Origin of the sequence: Mesorhizobium sp. M7A.F.Ca.US.010.02.1.1 (genome assembly GCF_004023085.1) — a bacterium.
Lineage (GTDB): Bacteria > Pseudomonadota > Alphaproteobacteria > Rhizobiales > Rhizobiaceae > Mesorhizobium.
In genome coordinates this window covers 79,025-96,361 of record NZ_RZRV01000013.1, presented here as the reverse complement: position 1 = coordinate 96,361, position 17,337 = coordinate 79,025, and the positions used below count along the sequence as shown (strand labels likewise).

General features: G+C 63.4%; 15 protein-coding genes. 8 read left to right on the top strand and 7 right to left on the bottom strand.

From position 1 onward, the window contains the following. Positions 1 to 65: 65 nt before the first annotated feature. Complete coding sequence (gene pncA, locus EOA19_RS16395) at positions 66 to 680, bottom strand: bifunctional nicotinamidase/pyrazinamidase (protein WP_023810735.1); 615 nt, start codon at positions 678 to 680, stop codon at positions 66 to 68. A 246-nt stretch (positions 681 to 926) separates the two neighbouring features. On the opposite strand from pncA, the gene EOA19_RS16390 reads away from it, so the two are divergent. The 7 genes from EOA19_RS16390 to EOA19_RS16360 all read left to right on the top strand — a co-directional run bounded on the left by EOA19_RS16390 (position 927) and on the right by EOA19_RS16360 (position 9,043). Continuing rightward, positions 927 to 1,787, top strand: a complete 861-nt coding sequence (locus EOA19_RS16390; protein WP_128304201.1) for a xanthine dehydrogenase family protein subunit M — start codon at positions 927 to 929, stop codon at positions 1,785 to 1,787. After that, positions 1,784 to 4,618 (top strand): molybdopterin-dependent oxidoreductase, encoded by a 2,835-nt coding sequence (locus EOA19_RS16385; protein ID WP_128304200.1) that lies wholly within the window; start codon positions 1,784 to 1,786, stop codon positions 4,616 to 4,618. Before EOA19_RS16390 ends, EOA19_RS16385 begins: the two co-directional genes overlap by 4 nt. After that, entirely contained in the window at positions 4,615 to 6,156 is a 1,542-nt protein-coding gene (locus EOA19_RS16380; RefSeq protein WP_128304199.1) for a 6-hydroxynicotinate reductase, read from the top strand. The genes EOA19_RS16385 and EOA19_RS16380 overlap by 4 nt, the downstream gene beginning before the upstream one ends. Continuing rightward, entirely contained in the window at positions 6,156 to 7,040 is an 885-nt protein-coding gene (locus EOA19_RS16375) for a UPF0280 family protein (RefSeq protein WP_128304198.1), read from the top strand. The genes EOA19_RS16380 and EOA19_RS16375 overlap by 1 nt, the downstream gene beginning before the upstream one ends. Then, positions 7,033 to 7,617 carry an amino acid synthesis family protein gene (locus EOA19_RS16370; protein ID WP_128304197.1) on the top strand — a complete coding sequence of 195 codons (585 nt, stop codon included), beginning with the start codon at positions 7,033 to 7,035 and terminating at the stop codon, positions 7,615 to 7,617. The genes EOA19_RS16375 and EOA19_RS16370 overlap by 8 nt, the downstream gene beginning before the upstream one ends. Beyond that, complete coding sequence (locus tag EOA19_RS16365) at positions 7,614 to 8,075, top strand: MarR family transcriptional regulator (protein WP_023810741.1); 462 nt, start codon at positions 7,614 to 7,616, stop codon at positions 8,073 to 8,075. The genes EOA19_RS16370 and EOA19_RS16365 overlap by 4 nt, the downstream gene beginning before the upstream one ends. Before the next feature lie 116 nt (positions 8,076 to 8,191). Beyond that, entirely contained in the window at positions 8,192 to 9,043 is an 852-nt protein-coding gene (locus EOA19_RS16360; RefSeq protein ID WP_031213061.1) for a three-Cys-motif partner protein TcmP, read from the top strand. On the opposite strand, the gene EOA19_RS16355 is transcribed toward EOA19_RS16360, so the two are convergent. The 4 genes from EOA19_RS16355 to EOA19_RS16340 form a co-directional block, all read right to left on the bottom strand. After that, a complete protein-coding gene (locus EOA19_RS16355) occupies positions 9,040 to 9,792 on the bottom strand; it encodes a DUF5131 family protein (RefSeq protein WP_023810743.1) in 753 nt (250 codons plus the stop codon). The genes EOA19_RS16360 and EOA19_RS16355 overlap by 4 nt on opposite strands. Positions 9,793 to 9,948: 156 nt before the next feature. Next, positions 9,949 to 10,917: a substrate-binding domain-containing protein gene (locus EOA19_RS16350; RefSeq protein WP_023810744.1), complete on the bottom strand. Its 969-nt coding sequence runs from the start codon at positions 10,915 to 10,917 to the stop codon at positions 9,949 to 9,951. Then, positions 10,914 to 12,230 carry an ABC transporter permease gene (locus EOA19_RS16345; protein WP_128304196.1) on the bottom strand — a complete coding sequence of 439 codons (1,317 nt, stop codon included), beginning with the start codon at positions 12,228 to 12,230 and terminating at the stop codon, positions 10,914 to 10,916. Before EOA19_RS16345 ends, EOA19_RS16350 begins: the two co-directional genes overlap by 4 nt. Next, on the bottom strand, positions 12,227 to 13,810 hold the full coding sequence (locus tag EOA19_RS16340) for a sugar ABC transporter ATP-binding protein (protein ID WP_128304195.1): 1,584 nt from the start codon (positions 13,808 to 13,810) through the stop codon (positions 12,227 to 12,229). The genes EOA19_RS16345 and EOA19_RS16340 overlap by 4 nt, the downstream gene beginning before the upstream one ends. Positions 13,811 to 14,031: 221 nt before the next feature. Here EOA19_RS16340 and EOA19_RS16335 point away from each other — a divergent pair, with 221 nt between their 5' ends. Continuing rightward, a complete protein-coding gene (locus tag EOA19_RS16335) occupies positions 14,032 to 15,051 on the top strand; it encodes a LacI family DNA-binding transcriptional regulator (protein WP_023810747.1) in 1,020 nt (339 codons plus the stop codon). 32 nt (positions 15,052 to 15,083) lie between these two features. On the opposite strand, the gene EOA19_RS16330 is transcribed toward EOA19_RS16335, so the two are convergent. Then, the gene (locus EOA19_RS16330; RefSeq protein ID WP_128304194.1) at positions 15,084 to 16,085 is read right to left on the bottom strand and encodes an LLM class flavin-dependent oxidoreductase; all 1,002 of its coding nucleotides are present in this window, start codon (positions 16,083 to 16,085) and stop codon (positions 15,084 to 15,086) included. Between the two features lie 68 nt (positions 16,086 to 16,153). Then, positions 16,154 to 17,323, bottom strand: a complete 1,170-nt coding sequence (locus EOA19_RS16325) for an AI-2E family transporter (protein WP_023810749.1) — start codon at positions 17,321 to 17,323, stop codon at positions 16,154 to 16,156. Positions 17,324 to 17,337 lie beyond the last annotated feature (14 nt).

The following is a 17,337-nucleotide window of genomic DNA, read 5'->3' as shown; positions in this document are numbered from 1 at the left end:
CCTTCACCGAAGGCGACAATCCTGCCTTTAAACATCGGATCTCTACCTGTTGCCCCACGATCCGTTCAATCCGACAAAGGGTCTTCGAGCGTCACGCCGGCGTCGCGCATGCGCTGCAGCATGGCATGGAGCGAGCCGTTGAGATCGATGCCGCGGCAGGCATCGAGCCGCACTATGGTTTTAAAGCCCTGGCTAACGGCGTCCAGCGCCGAGAAGGCAACGCAGAAATCGGTCGCCAGCCCGACCAGGGTCAGCGTGTCGATGCCGCGCTCCCGGAGGTAGCCGGCAAGGCCGGTCTGTGTCGTGCGATCGTTTTCGAAGAAGGCCGAGTAGCTGTCGATATCAGGCCGGAATCCCTTGCGGATGACGAGTTCGGCCTTGGTCCAGGCGAGGCCGGAATGGAAATCGGAGCCCAAGCTGCCCTGGATGCAGTGGTCCGGCCACAGCGTCTGCTGGCCGTACGGCATCTCGATCATGGTGAAGGGATGCGCGCCCGGATGGCTCGAAGCAAAGCTGGAGTGACCGGCGGGATGCCAGTCCTGCGTCAGCACGACATGGTCGGTTCGCCGGATCAGGTCGTTGACCAGCGGCACGATCTCATCGCCGCCAGCAATCGCCAGCGCGCCGCCCGGACAAAAATCGTTCTGCAGGTCGATGACGACAAGCGCTTCGTCGGCCATGGGCTTTCCTCTTCCGTATGCAGGCTCCAGTGGAAAATGCCGCTGACGCGACCGGACGCAGAAACTTGACCAGATGGCCGGCGGCGTCAACCTCTCGCGACATAACAAATGCGTGCCGGCCGGGTCGCTGCAAACTCCGGCTTTGACAAATCCTGCGGGCTTGATATCATTTGCATACGAATGAATTTCTCGGCTTGAACGCCGGAAATACCGGATTCGGAAAGTTCCTTTTCTAGAAGGCAAAGCGTGATCCGTTACGCGAAACCCACCTCGGTCGACGAAGCGCTCGCTTTGCTTGGCGAGGGCGCCTGGCGCATCCTTGCCGGCGGCACCGATTTCTATCCGGCACAGGGCAGCAAACCCTTCCGCGACAATGTTCTCGACATTAACGGCCTGGGTTCGCTGCGCGGCATTGCCGAGACGAGCGACCATTTCGTCATCGGCGCGCGCACGACCTGGACCGACATCGTCCGCCACCCCTTGCCGCCGGCCTTCGATGCCTTGAAACAGGCGGCGCGCGAGGTCGGCTCGGTGCAGATCCAGAACGTCGCCTCGGTCGCCGGCAATGTCTGCAACGCGTCGCCGGCCGCCGACGGTGTGCCTGCCCTGCTCGTCCTCGATGCCGAGGTCGAGCTGCGCTCGGTGGCAGCCACGCGGCACCTGCCGCTGCAGGACTTCATTCTCGGCAACCGCCGAACGGCTCTGCTGCCCGGTGAGATGGTCACGGCCATCCGCGTGCCGAGACCCGCTGCTACGGGCATGTCGGCTTTCGTCAAGCTCGGCGCGCGCCGTTATCTCGTCATTTCCATTGCCATGGTGGCGGCACGTCTGGTCGTCGAAAACGGCCTTGTCCGGCAAGCGGCGGTCGCCGCCGGCTCCTGCTCGGTGGTGGCCAGGCGGCTGGCCGGCGTCGAAGCCGCGTTGTGCGGGCTGCCGGCGGATGGCGGACTTGCCTTTGCGGTCCTGTCCGCGCCGATGAGCGAACTGTCGCCGATCGCCGATGTGCGCGGCAGCGCCGAATACCGGCTCGATGCGGTGCGCGAGATTGTTGCCCGCGCCGTGCTCGCGGCTGTGGGCCGGACGACTGGCGAAGAGGTGGCGGCATGAGCCAAATTCAGCCTGACGCGCGTGAAGCCTTGCCCGATCCGAGCAGTGCCCAGCCAGGCTTCGGCGCTGCGCGCGCCGATATCGTCTTCGAGGTCAACGGCGCCGCCGTCTCGGTCAATGTGCCGCCGCTGCGCCGGCTGTCTCTGGTGCTGCGCGACGAACTGGGGCTGACCGGCACCAAGGTCGGCTGCGATGCCGGCGATTGCGGCGCCTGTACGGTGCTGGTCGACGGCGATCCCGTCTGCGCCTGCCTGATGCCGGCGGCTTCCGCTGCCGGCGCATCGGTGACGACAGTCGAAGGGCTTTCCAACGGCCGGCTGTCGGCGTTGCAGGCCTCTTTCCTCGCCTACGGCGCCGCGCAGTGCGGGATCTGCACGCCCGCCCTGTTGGTTGCGGCGACGGCGTTGCTGGAGAAGAAGGCGAGCCCGACCGAAGTCGAGGTACAGGACGCGCTCGGCGGAATTCTGTGCCGCTGCACCGGCTACCGGAAGATCATTGCCGCAGTGATGGATGCCTCCGTGCAGGCAGTAAGCCTGGATTTCCGCTTGCCTCCATCCGGCCACGCGATCGGCTCCTCGCCGATCCGACTCGACGGCGTGCCGAAGGTCACCGGGGCTGAGAAATTCGGCGGCGATTCCTTCCCCGCCGATGCGCTGGCCGTGCTGGTGGTCCGCTCGCCGCATTATCACGCCAGTTTCGCCTTCGGCGACCTCGACGGCTGGGCGAAACAGCATCCTGGCATCGCCGGGGTCTTCACCGCCGCCGACATTCCGGGAAAAAACTGTTTCGGCGCTATCGGCCCATTCGCCGACCAGCCGGCGCTGGCCGTAGGTTTTACTCGTCTTCGCGGCGAGGCGGTGGCGCTGGTCGCCGGCGAGCGCGAGGCGATCCTCGATCTCGATTTGTCGGATTTTCCTATCCGCTGGAGCGAACTGCCGCATTTTCTGCAACCCACTGAGGCGCAGGCTGAGGGTGCTGCGCTGATCCATGAAAGTCGGCCGGCGAACCTGCTCACCTCCGGCCTGGTCGAACGCGGCGACCCCGAGACGGCGCTTGCCGGCGCTGCGTTCACCGTGTCCGGCGCCATCGACACCTCCTATGTCGAGCACGCCTATATCGAACCGGAAGCCGGCTATGCCTATCTGGACGGCGACACGCTGGTGGTCGTCGCCTGCACCCAGGCGCCTTATATGGACCGCGACGAGACGGCGAAGGTGCTCGGCCTAGCCGTCGACAAGGTGCGCATCGTGCCGACCGCGACCGGCGGCGGTTTCGGCTCCAAACTCGACGTTTCGCTGCAGCCGCTGATCGGCCTTGTGGCGCTGAAGACGGGGCGGCCGGCGGCACTCGCCTACACCCGCAACGAATCGATGATGTCGACCACCAAGCGCCATCCGGCCGAGATGAAAGCGACTATCGGCACCGATGCCGATGGCCTCGTCACCGGCATGATCTTTGAGGGCGATTTCAACACCGGCGCCTATGCAAGCTGGGGCCCTACCGTGGCCAACCGCGTGCCGGTGCACGCCTCCGGACCCTACGCGACGCCGAACTACCGCGCCGAAGGCCGCGCCATTCACACGCATGGGCCAATTTCCGGTGCCTTCCGCGGCTTCGGCGTGCCGCAGGCGACGATCATGCAGGAGACGCTCTATGACGAGCTGGCCGGCAAACTCGGCATGGACCGGCTCGACTTCCGCTTAAGGAACTGCCTTCGGAACGGTTCCGAAACGGTTACCGGGCAGCTTCTGGAGTCCGGCGTCGGCATTGCCGAATGCCTCGAATCGCTGCAGCCGCATTGGGTGCGCGCGACGGCTGATGCGGATGCATTCAACAGTGCCAACAGGGATAGAAAGCGCGGCGTTGGCGTCGCGTCCTGCTGGTATGGCTGCGGCAACACTTCGCTGCCCAACCCGTCGACCATCCGGGTTGGCATCGCGGCTTCAGGCGACATCATCCTGCACCAGGGCGCCGTCGATATCGGCCAGGGTTCCAACACCGTCATCACCCAGATCTGCGCCGACGCTCTCGGCCTGCCGTTGGAGAAATTCCAACTGAAGAGCGCCGACACAGCCATCACTCCCGACGCCGGCAAGACCTCGGCCTCGCGCCAGACTTTCGTCACCGGCAAGGCAGCCGAAAAGGCCGGCCGCGCCTTGCGCGAAAAGATCCTGCGATTTGCCAATGTTTCCGAAAACGCAGCCCTGCAACTCGACGGCCCCGCGATCGTCATCCGCGAAGGCGAAGCCACGCGCCGCATCGATCTCGCGACATTGGATGTGGATACCGAAGGCTTCGTCTTCCGTGCTGAGGAGACCTACGATCCGCCGACACTGCCGCTCGATGCCAAAGGACAGGGCAAGCCCTATGCCGTTTACGGCTATGGCGCGCAGATCGCCGAACTGGAGGTCGACCTCAAGCTCGGCACGGTGAAGCTGCTGAAAATCACCGCCGCGCACGATGTCGGCAAGGCGATCAACCCGCTGCTGGCCGAGGGCCAGATCGAAGGCGGTATCGCGCAAGGCATCGGCATGGCGCTGATGGAAGAGTATATCCCCGGCCGCACCGAGAATTTGCACGACTATCTGATCCCGACCATTGGCGACGTGCCGCCGATCGAGACCATCCTGATAGAAGTTCCGGATCCGGAAGGACCCTTCGGTGCCAAGGGTTTGGGCGAGCATGTGCTGATCCCGACGGCGCCGGCGATCCTCAACGCCATCCGCCACGCCACCGGCGTGCTGGTCACCAAGATACCGGCGACGCCGACGCGTATCCGCGCTGGCATCCGCGAAAAAGATGGTATCCGCGAAAAGGAGGCACGCCGATGAGCGAGCTTGCCGAGCGCTTCGAAACCCATGATCCCGGCGAGAAGCAGGTGGCGGAGAAGATCCGCTGCGATGCCTGTCCAGTGATGTGCTACATATCGGATGGGCGCACCGGCGCCTGCGACCGCTACGGCAATGTCGGCGGCAGGATCGTGCGGATGGACCCGCTGACGATCCTCGATCATGCGGCCGAGACCGGCGCGGCAATCGTGCCGTTCATTGCCGAAGGCGAGGCATGGGACGGCGAACTGGTTAACACCGGCCGCCGCTTCGTCACGGCAATAGGCGCCGGCACCACCTATCCCGACTACAAGCCGGCGCCGTTCATCGTCAGCCAGGAAGTCGAAGGCGTCGATCTCGTCACCGTGGTCACCGAAGGCATTTTTTCGTATTGCGGCGTCAAGGTGAAGATCGACACCGACCGTCATATCGGACCCGAAACGGCTGTCGTGCGATCGCAAGGCGAAGCGATCGGCCATGTCACGACGGGAGAATATGGCTCGCAGATGCTGTCGCTGGGCGGTGTGCATCACCTGACCGGCGGCTCCAAGGCCGAGGGCCGCGCCACCTGCGACGCTCTGCTCAATCTGTGCAACCGCAAGCCGGTGGAATTGGCCATCGACGGCGGCGCCACCATAACAGTCGAAGCCGGCAAACCGCCTGTCATCGACGGCAAGCAGGAACACCGCATGCGCGTCGGCTGCGGCTCGGCCACCATCGGCATGTTCGCCACGCAATGGCGCGGCCTGGTCGATGAGGTGGTGGTGGTCGACGACCACATCACCGGCGTCGTTTCCGAGCACCAGGCCGGCAAGGTGCTCGGCTGGCAGGATACCGGCATAAAAATCATCGGTCGCCGTTCGACGCCGGGCCGCTATTTCAAGGTTTCCGAACCCGGCCTCGGCTGGGGCGGCACCAGCATTTCCGACCCGCTGTCGATCCTCGGCGAATGGAACGCCAGGAAGGGCGCGCGGCCGGGCCTGTCGCTGCTGATGGTTTCGACCACTGGCGAGCAGTTCGCCTATTACGAGCTCGACGACGAGCTGAAGCCGGTGCAGAAGCGTTTTCCCGAAAGGCTGCAAAAGTCCGTCGAGTTGATCGAGGACAATTGCGAACCGGCTTTGTGCACCGTGCTGTTCATCGGCGGCGCCGGCGGTTCGCTGCGTGCCGGCGTCACCGAAAACCCGGTCAATCTGACCCGTTCGGTGCAAGGCCTGACCACCTATGTGACGGTCGGCGGCGCGCCGGTCTATGTCTGGCCGGGCGGCGGCATCACGCTGATGGTCGATGTCACACGAGTGCCGGAAGGCGCCTTCGGCTATGTGCCGACGCCGGCGCTGGTGGCCCCGATCGAGTTCACGCTGCGCCGCGACGACTATGTCAGGCTCGGCGGCTACGAGGCCGAGATACGCAGCGTCGAGGACATTGTCGCAAAAGGCGGTGAGTACCTCAATCCGCGCCGCGGCACAGGCGCCGAAGCCAACAATCCATGGCCGCCACTCGCGCAGCTACGTCGTGCTGGCCCGAACGGGGCCGGGTGATGCAAGGTCCGCAAGCCCATTGGCTGCAGGACGGCAAGCGGCTGCATCTCAACCACGGGCCGATCGACCTGATCGTCGAGGTTTTTGGTGAGGCGGATGAATGCCGCCGAGCCTATGAACAGGCCATAGCGCGGTTCCAGACGATCCTGATGGAACTGGTCGAGGAACTCCCCGAATTGCGGCTGCCGGCGTTTTTCCTGGCGCCGCGCACCTTCGCCGGCCCGACGGCGCGCCGCATGGAGGCAGCCGTCATGCCCCTGGCGGAATGCTTCATAACACCGATGGCCGCCGTCGCGGGATCGGTAGCCGACGAAATGCTCGCCGCATTGCTTGAGGGTCGCAAGCTCGATCGCGCCTATGTCAACAATGGCGGCGACTGCGCAATCCATATCGGCAGGGAACAGTCGATGGGATTGGCGGTCGCCGGCACCGGCAACGGCATGGCCGACCGGATCACGATCCGCGCGGAAGATGGCGTTCGTGGCGTTGCCACCAGCGGCTGGCGCGGCCGCTCCTTCTCGCTTGGCATTGCCGACGCCGTCACCGTGCTCGCGCGGACTGGCGCCGAGGCCGATGCGGCGGCGACCCTCATTGCCAACGCAGTGGACCTGCCCAGCAATCCCGCCATCAGACGCATTTCCGCACATGAACTGTCGCCCGACAGCGATCTTGGCTCGCGGCTGGTGACCCAAGGCGTCGGCACGCTTGCACCTGGCGAAGTGGCGCAGGCGCTGGACAATGGCCTTGCCGTCGCCGAAGATTTTCGCCGGCGCGGCCTCATTGCCGGATCGGCGTTGTTTCTTGGCGGTGAGGCCCGCATCAGTGGCTCGGTTGCGCTTGCCGCGCCCAACAAAAGTTCGAGGGAGGAGGTTGCCCATGCCTGAGTTTCCGATCCGCAAGATCGCGGTGCTGACCGAAGAGATTTTTCACGAGGGCGGGCCGGTGGCCAGGGTGCCGCGCCGCCGCGCCGCCGCTCTTGCCGTGGTGAAGAATCCGTTCGCCGGGCGCTATGTCGAGGAGCTGCAGAGCGCCATGGATGATCTAAAGCCGCTCGGCCTGCTGCTCGCCGACCGGCTGATCGCGGCCCTCGGCGGCGATGTGAAACAGATCGACGGCTATGGCAAGGGCGCCATTGTCGGCACAGCAGGCGAACTCGAGCACGGCGCGCTCTGGCATGTGCCCGGCGGCTACGCCATGCGCGAGCGGCTCGGCGACGCCAAGGCGATCGTGCCCTCGGCCAAGAAGGTCGGCGCTTTCGGTTCGAAGCTCGACGTGCCGCTCGGCCACATCAACGCCGCCTATGTGCGCAGCCATTTCGACGCCATGGAAGTCGGCATGTCCGATGGTCCGCGCCCCGACGAGATCCTGTTCTGCCTCGCCATGACCTGCGGCCCGCGCATCCACGATCGCATGGGTGGTCTCGCGGCCGATGACATCAAAGCCTGGGATGGCTTGCGGTGAGCGGCGAGGACAATCTGCTCAAGCTGGTCGAGGTCGAGGCGCCGGACGACCAGGATTACCTCCTGCAGGAGCAGGTCGGCTTCATCCTGCGCAAGGCGCATCAGCGCCATGTCGCGATCTTTGCCGCGCATATCGGCGACCTGACGCCGCCGCAATTCGCGGCGTTGGCCAAGCTGCGTGACGTCGGCGAGACCTCGCAGAACCAGCTCGGCACGCTGATCGCCATGGATGCGGCGACGGTCAAGGGCGTCATCGACCGGCTGAAGGCGCGCGGCCTGGTCGAGCTTTCCAGGCACGAGGTCGACAAGAGACGGCTGCTGGTCAATCTGACCGCGGCAGGCCGTGATGCCATCGAGCGCCTGATCCCGCTGGCGCGCGAGATCACCCAGGAGACGCTGGCGCCGCTCTCGGCCAAGGAGATCGCCACCTTCATGAAGCTGCTGGTGAAGCTGGCTTAGAGCGGCGCTGCCGCGAGAATGGGCCGACTAGCAAGGCCTTATGTAATATAGCTGTCGGAGAAGAGTTCGCCTCAGGCGAATGCGGTTAGCTCGTCGCTTGTCGATTGACACCAAAGATGATTGGATCGATCAAAACGGGGGCGTTTGTGGGGCAGCTTGTTCAAGGCGACGACGGATCGCCCGTAGAGGAGGTCGGCGCCTGGGCCAAAACTAAGCACGAGTATCTATGTCGTTATGTCGACATCAGCCGTGGCGTCCGATCAAAATGGCTCGATCACGGAAAGGCTGGAGCAACTCTGATTGATCCGTTCTGTGGACCGGGCAGATGCAGGATTCGCGGCACCAATGAGTTCATTGATGGCGGTGTGGTTGCTGCCTGGAAGAAGAGTGCGGACAGCAGAACGCCATTCTCTGCGGTATATATCGGAGATATCGAACCCGGGCGGGTTGAGGCTTGCAAGAAACGGCTACAAGCGCTGAACGCTCCGGTCGTGGCTTTCACGGGTAATGCTGTTGCCACCATCAAGACGGTCGTCGGCGTTGTGAACCCTCATAGCTTGAATTTCGCATACCTGGATCCTTACAACCTGGAGACGCTCAACTTCGAGATGATCAGCACGCTGTCAGACCTTCGGTACGTCGACATGCTTGTACATGTCAGCCAAATGGACCTGCAGCGGAACCTCGACAAATACTCGTCGGGCGACTCGACGGTGTTCGATGCCTTCATTCCTGGCTGGCGTGACGCCATCAAAGCGGGAAACGCCAAGGCAACACGCCAGGCAATTTTGCGTTATTGGTCGGAACTTGTTGGACGACTCGGCGTATGGCCCTCCCCCGAACCCAAGCTAGTAACCGGACCCGGCAACCAGCCGCTATATTGGCTTCTGCTAGCCGCCAAGCATGAACTCGCTCTGGCGTTTTGGAAGGTCGCTGCCAACAACCAAAGACAGGGCAACCTTTTCTAGGCGGTAGCTGACGGCATCTCATCGTAGATACGACCATTGAGCATACGACCGGCGGCTTTCTTATTATTGCCTCCCCACTGCTTGAAGAAGAATGCCGTGCCCGCGCGTCGGCACATCGTTTCGATCTCGTCGACCCAGTGAGGATTCATATCCCGTGCCCCTGGCCCGCTTTCACCGCCAACGATTGCCCATTGAATACCGGTGAGATTGGCACCGGCCACAGATCCAATCAACGGCTCTAGAGAAACGAACCGGATTGCTGCTGGCACTCGGCGAAGGTCATCGAGTCTGCCCAGCACTCGATGGTCTTCAACGCTGGTCCCGAGCCAGACATTCGGCAGAACGGGAAAGTCGCCACGCGTCAGAACCTTGGCCATGACTTCCGGGCGCTTCGTTAGAATCTGATAAGTATGCCGTGGCGTCTCTTCCATCACAGCCCATACCTGCCGAATGAAATCGGCTGGCACATCGACATGAAAGAGATCGGACATCGAGTTCACGAAGACGCGGCGTGGTTTTGACCAAGTTGCGGGGATCGACAGCGATTTCGGATCGGTGATGACTTTGCCGGTCCACTTCGCCCGGCCACCCGTCTTCCGTGTTAAGCCCTGGTACTTGTTCATGCCCATGGCATCTAGTCGTGCCGCCATGCGCATCGCGTAGCAGTTCGTACAACCGGCGGTCAGGATCGTGCAGCCGGCCACCGGGTTCCACGTCGCGTCGGTCCATTCGATCGAAGTCTCAGCCATAGGAAGATTCTCCTTCACGTTGATGGTTAATTCAAGGTGATGAAGCTTCCGTTATCGAGTTCGACGGCTGAAGAGGTTCCGGCCATAGCCCACCAAAGAGCGGGAGAGCTATGGCCGAATTCTAAACACCGGAGCTACCTTCTCCGGCAATAGCATTCAGAGGCCGTTGTCCTTCAGCACCTGGGCAGCGTTTTCCTTGGTGATCTTCTCGGTCGGCAGAGTGATGGTCTTTTCGACCTTCTCGCCGTTGAGGAACTTGATCGCCTGGCGCAGGCCTTCGGCGCCGGGAGTGACATAGGTGAAGGTCGCCGTCAGCTCGCCCTTGTTCACCATCTGCACGCCTTCATTGGGCAGGCCGTCGATGCCGATGAACTTGATGTCCTTCTCGCGGCCGACATCCTTGGCGGCGAGATAGGCGCCATAGGCCATCGGGTCGTTGTGGCCGTAAACGAGATCGATCTTCTCGTTGCTCTTCAGCGCGTTGGCCATCAGATTGTAGGCCTGGTCCTGCTTCCAGTCGCCCGATTGCTGGTCGAGCAGATATTTGATGCCCGGTTCCTTGTCGGTGAATTCATGGAAACCGTCATGGCGGTCATGCGCCGGCTGGGTGCCCATGCCGCCCCAGATCTCGACGACGTTGCCTGCAGCCTTGCCCTTGCCGCCAAGCAGTTCGACGGCATATTCGCCGGCCGCGCGACCGATCAGCGCGTTGTCGCCGCCGACGAACTGCGTGTAGTCCTTGGTGTCGACATTGCGGTCGAGCACGAAGACCGGGATCTTGGCGTCGATCGCCTGCTGCACGACGCCGGTCAAGCCGGCAGATTCCTTCGGTGACACCAACAGCGCATCGACCTCCTGGCGGATCAGGTTCTCGACATCGGCGACCTGCTTTTCGGTCTTGTCCTCGCCGTCGGTGATGATCAGTTCGACCTCGGGATGCTTGGCGGCTTCGGCCAGGATGTCCTTGTTGAACTGCGCGCGCCAGGGCTCGATGGTCGTCACCTGCGAGAAGCCGATCTTCCACTTCTTGTCCTGGGCGAAGGCATTGCCGGTGGTCAGAAGCGCGGTGGTGGTCAGCAGCGCCGCGGTCAGGGCGGCAAGCTTCAGCATGTCACGTCGTTTCATTTTTTGTTTCCTCCGAGATTGAGAGACGGTGTCTCTTGCGACGGCCGCTTTGCCGCGGCCGTTTCCTTGTGCGCCGATTGCCCGCCGGGCAGGCGCAGATAGGCCAGGAGATCACCGGCATTGCGCTCCTGCACGAGCACGGTGCCGATGATGATCATCCCCTTCAGCACCAGCTGAAGGTTCGAATTGATGTTGTGGAGCTGCAGGATGTTGGAGAGCAGGCCGAAGATCAGCACGCCGCAGAACGTGCCGGTGAGACTGCCGCGGCCGCCCATCAGGCTGGTGCCGCCGATGACCACGGCGGCGATGGCATCGAGCTCCAGCCCGGCGCCGGCATCCGGCTTGCCTTGCCGGTACTGCGCGACATAGAGCACGGCGGCGATGCCGGCGAGCAGCCCGGAGACAGCATAGGTAGCGATCTTGACGCGGCCGGCGGCGATGCCGGAGAGGCGCGCCGCCTCCTCGTTGCCGCCGATGGCGTAGACATAGCGGCCGAACGGCGTGAAGCGCAGCACCGCGCCATAGATCAGGATGGCGCCGAGGAAGAACAGGCCCGGCATAGGGATGATGCCGAACACCAGCGAGCGCAGGATCTCGAAATCGGCGGTCGCGTTGGAGCCGGTATAGACCGGCAGCACCGCATTGTTCTGGCCGGCGGTCAGCCGTGCGATGCCGAGCGCCGTCACCATCATCGCCAGGGTGACGATGAAGGGCTGCAGGCGCCCGGCAACGATGATGAAGCCGTTGAGCGCGCCGCACAGCAGGCCGACGCATGGCGCCACCAGCAGCACGCCGAACACGCCGAATTTCGGATCGATCTGCGGCAGCAGGTACCAAAGCGACAGGCAGCACAGGACCACGCCGACGACGGCGGGCGTGACCACCCCACGAATCCCGTCCAGCCTGATCTCGCGGAGGAGATCGGCGCCGGCGCGGGATTTTGCCAGGTTCTGGAAAATGAAACGGGTGACGACGAAACCGAGGCAAAGCGCCACCAGCGCGACGGTCGGCACGCCCAGCACGACGCCCGGCGTCACGCCTGGAACCGTCAGCAGCATGGCGCAGACCACCGAGCAGATAGCCATCAGCGAGCCGACGGAGAGATCGATGCCGCCGGTGATGATGACAGCCGTCATGCCGGTGGCGATCAGGCCGGTGGTCGACACCTGGCGCAGCACATCGAGCAGATTGCCGTAGGAGAGGAAGATGTTGTTGCCCTTCGAGCTCATCGGCGAGCCGAGCACGCCGATCAGGAAGATGGCGATCAGGCCCCAATAGAGCTTGGTTCGGGACAGGAGTTTCAGGGCAGTCATGCGGCTGGTCTCGATATGGTCCGACGCGGGGCGGCGAGGCGCATGATGGCCTCCTCACTGGCCGCGTCGCGGGAAAGAATGCCTGTCTGGCGGCCATCGGCCATCACCAGGATGCGGTCGGAGAGGTGCAGCAGCTCCGGCAGTTCGGAGCTGATGACGGCGATGGCGAGGCCGTCGCGCGCCAGCCTGAAGATCAGGTCGTAGATCTCGCGCTTGGCGCCGACATCGATGCCGCGCGTCGGCTCGTCGAGCAGCAGCACCCTTGGCCTGGTTGCCAGCCACTTGCCGATGACGACCTTCTGCTGGTTGCCGCCCGACAACGTACCGGCGGGCTGATCGATGTCCCGGCAGCGGATGCCGAGGGCCTCGACCGCCTGCCGCGCCAGCCCCTGCTCGCCGGCCAGCGAGCGGATGCCGAAGCGGGCCAGCGAGCCGACCAGCGGCAGCGCGACATTGTCCGCGATCGAAGCCTGCAGATGCAACCCTTGCGTCTTGCGATCCTCGGTCACCAGCGCGATGCCCAGCCGCCTTGCATCGCGCGGCGAACGGATATCCATGCGCTGGCCGTCGATACGGATTTCGCCGCCGGTGCGGCCATCGCTCGAACCGAAGATCGCTTCCAGGATCTCGGTGCGGCCCGAACCCAGCAGCCCGCCAATGCCAAGGATTTCTCCAGCGGCAAGATCGAAGCCGACGCCGTCGATCACGGTGCGCCAGCCATGCGCATCGGGCTTCGACAGCGATAGGTTTTCGACCGAAAGCACGGTCATGCCAGTGGTGTTGCGCTCTTCCTGGGAGGAAGCAAGCAGGTTGCGGCCGACCATCGCCGAAATGATCGCATCTTCGTCGAGCCTGGCCATCGGCTCGGTCAGCACATGGCGTCCGTCGCGAAACACGGTGACGCGGCCGGCCAGATGCATGACCTCGTCGATGCGGTGCGAGATGTAGACGATGGCGACTCCGCTGTCGGCAAGCTGGCGGATGATGCGGAACAGCCGCTGGCATTCGGCCGGCGACAGCGCCGAGGTCGGCTCGTCCATGATCAGGATGCGCGCCGACATCGACAGCGCCTTGGCGATCTCGACCAGTTGCTGCTCGCCGACACGCAAGGCGCCGACGCGGGCTTGCGGATCGAGTTCGATGCCGAGCCGCTGCAACAAAGCACCCGCCGCGCGGCTGCTTGCCTTGCGGTCGACGATCAGCCCGGCGATCAGCTTCTCGCGGCCGAGGAAAATGTTGTCGGCGACGCTGAGCTCGGGCACCAGGTTGAGCTCCTGATGAATGATGGCGATGCCGGCATCCTCGGCGTCGCGCACTCCGGCGAAGCTGACGGGGCGGCCATCGACGCTGACCGTGCCTTCATAGCCGGTATAGACGCCGGAGAGGATTTTCATCAGCGTCGACTTGCCGGCGCCGTTCTCGCCCATCAAGGCATGAACCTCGCCGCGCCGCAGCTCAAAGCTGACATCGACAAGCGCGGCGATGCCGCCGAAGCTCTTGGAAATGCGCTCGGCACTCAGAACGGTGTCCGACCGATTAGTCGCATCGTGCTGCGGGGAAAGGGAATTGCTCTCTTGCATGACAATGGCGGCCTCCCTTCCGTCGTCGTCAATTTCCCGCAAACGCTAATCTAAACGTTTCGATCATGTCAAGCCGATATAAGGTGCCGGGCGTTTGATGCAATTCGATTCTTGCTTAAAAGGACAGGATTCCGTACGTATTGGCCAGCAAGGGGTGGCGAAACGTTTCGAAAATGACAGCGTCAGGGCAAAAAAGACACCGCAAATCCACCGCGCCCACCATGCTCCATGTGGCTGAAGCGGCGCGGGTTTCTGTCGCCACCGTTTCGGCGCTGATCAATGGCACGGCGACGGTCAGCCCGGAGCTTAGCCAGCGCATCGAGCAGGCGATCCGCGATATCGGCTACAAGCGCAACGCGATCGCCCGCAGCCTGAAGATGGGCACGACCCGCACCATCGGACTGACCGTGCCGCACATCACCAACCCGTTCTTCACCGATGTCGTCTCGGTCATCCAGCAGGCCTTCGACCGGGCCGGCTATGCCGTCATGCTGTGCTGCACGGACGAGGATTTGAACACCCAGGACGACCAGATCAGGCTGCTGCTCGACCGCATGGTCGACGGGCTGATCGTGGCGCGCGTCGGCGACGGCGCGATCCTCAAGCGGATCGTCGACGACGCCAACGTGCCGGTCGTGCTGCTCGATCGTATCTGCAAAGGCGTCGACACCGATGCCGTGGTACTGGACAACCAGCGCGCGGTGTTCGACGCCATCACCTATCTGATCAATCTCGGCCACCGGCGCATCGGTTACATCACCGGCACCTCGGACATCTCGCCGATGCATGACCGCATGGCGGGATATCGCGAGGCGCTTCACGCCGCCGGCCTGCCGATCGCCGAAGAACTGATCCGCTTCGGCAATTTCCATGAGATCGACGGCTATAACGAAACCATGCAGATGCTTTCCTCGCATGATCGGCCAAGTGCTATCTTCTCGGCCAACAACCCGATGGTGATCGGCACCATGAAGGCGATCCGCGACATCGGCCTGTCCTGCCCGGAAGACATTTCGGTCGCCTGCTTCGACGACTTTCCATGGTCCGACGTGTTCCAGCCGCAGTTGACCACGGTGGCCCAGCCGGTGCAGGCGATCGGAGAACAGGCGGCCAATCTGCTTCTCGACCGTCTTGCCGGCAACAGGGACGCGCCGCCGCGCAAGCTTTTGCTCAAGGGCCGGCTGATGATCCGCAATTCATGCCGTCCGCTCGGCGCGATTGCGCAGAGCGTGAGCGCGTAGCCTTCCCCCGGCGTAAGTCGTACCAGGATTTGTCAGGCCGCCTGCGACAAGGATTTGTGCGCCTCGGCCAGGATCTCGAACGATCGCACCCGCGCCGCATGATCAAAAATCTGCGCGGTGACCATCAGTTCGTCGGCGCCGGTGCGGCGCACGAAGGCATCGATGCCTTGCCGCACCGTTTCCGGGGAGCCTACGACAGCGCAGGACAATGCCTGGCCGAGCATTGTCTTTGCCATCGGATCGAGATCGCGGTCATAGTTCTCGACAGGTGGCGGCAGCCGGCCGGCCCGACCGGTGCGCAGATTGACGAAAGCCTGTTGCAGCGAGGTGAACAACAAACGGGCCTCCGCATCGGTGGGCGCGGCGAAGACATTGAGGCCAAGCATGACATGCGGGTTGTCGAGCTGCTCGGACGGCTGGAAGCGCGAGCGGTAGACATCCAGCGCGTGATCCAGCTCCGCCGGCGCGAAATGCGAAGCGAAGGCGTAGGGCAGGCCGAGCATGGCGGCGAGCTGCGCGCCGTAGAGGCTGGAGCCAAGGATCCAGACCGGCACGTCCTGGCCTTCGCCGGGCACGGCTCGGATGCGCTGGCCCTCCTCGGCCGGCTGGAAATAGCCCATCAGCTCGACGACATCCTGAGGGAAATTGTCGACCCCGGCCTCGAGATTGCGGCGCAAGGCACGGGCGGTGCCCATGTCGGTGCCGGGCGCCCGGCCGATGCCGAGATCGATGCGGCCCGGATGCAAGGCGGCCAGCGTGCCGAACTGCTCGGCAATCACCAGCGGCGAATGGTTGGGCAGCATGATACCGCCGGCGCCGACGCGAATGGTCTTGGTGCCGCCGGCGACATGGGCAATGACGACGGCTGTGGCCGCGCTGGCGATACCCGGCATGTTGTGATGCTCGGCCAGCCAGAAACGCTTGTAGCCCAGGCGCTCGGCATGGCGGGCAAGATCGAGCGAGTTGGCCAGCGACTGCGAGGCATCGCTGCCTTCGACGATCGGCGACAGGTCGAGAACGGAAAGAGCGGTCATGGGTGGGATCCTGTGTCAGGACCGCATGTAGGAAGCATCCGGCGGCGCCGCAAATTCAAAAATATTGATCAGCCTTTGACAGCTTCGGGGTCGGCGATGTCGTCCTCCTCAACGACAACCGCGTGCTGCGCGGAGAGAAAATTGCCGACATGGCTGAGCCCGTCGAAATGATCGCAGAATACCTTGATGACGACCAGCAGCGGCACCGCCATCAGGGCGCCGACGAAGCCCCACAGCCATGACCAGAAGGCGATGGCGATCAAGATCGCCACGGCGTTGATCTCCAGGCGCCGGCCGACCACCATCGGCGTCACGAACTGGCCTTCGACGATGTCGCACAAGATCACGAAGGCCGGCGCCAGAAGCGCGTAGAAGATGGTATCGAAGCTGATCAACGCCATGACCGTGACAAGCGCAATGGTGATCAGCGCTCCGACATAGGGCAAGAAGTTGAGCAACGCCGCGGCGGCTCCCCAGACCAGCGGATTGGGCATGCCAAGCGCCCACAGACCGAGAGCGATGACTGTGCCAAGGCCGGCATTGATGATGGTGACGGTGAGCAGATAGTGCGAGATTTCGCGCTCGACGTCATAGACGACGCGCAGCGCCCGTTTCTTTTCGCTGAGGCGGGCGAAGGACTGGATGATCTTTTCATAAAACATCGTGCCGGAGGCGAGCAGGAACAGCGACAGCACGAAGATGATGGTCAGGCCTGTTCCCGCCGACAGGATGTTGCTGGCGGCCGCCGACAGGATGCCGGACTGCGCCACCGCCACCCTCTGAATGCCCGGCTCCTGCGAAGTCTGGGTCAGCTGTTCGATCTGATGCGAAATCTGCATGATCTTCTCGAGCGGGCGGCGCAATTGTGCCAGCCGTTCGGCAAGTTGCTGGCCTATCGAAGAGGTGTTGTTGATGAGGTCGATGATCGGTCCGCTGAGCAGGTAGCCTACGCTGGCAAAGATGCAGATCGACACCAGCACCAGAAGGGTCGCCGAAATCACTTCGGAGATGCCGTGCCTGCGCAGGAGCCTAACGATCGGCGTCAGCGTCAGCGCCAGCAGGAAAGCCAGAATGACCGGCATGAAGAAAGCGCGAGCGAAGTAGAGTGCATAGATGGCCATGAACAGGAAAATGCCGACGAGCAGCGAACGCATCAGATGCGTGTCGGCGCGGGCCGCAACGCGCGAATCCGATTCGTCGGCGACGGCGTGAGCCAAGGCAGCGGGTTCGGTTTTCATGCTCACCCTCGAGC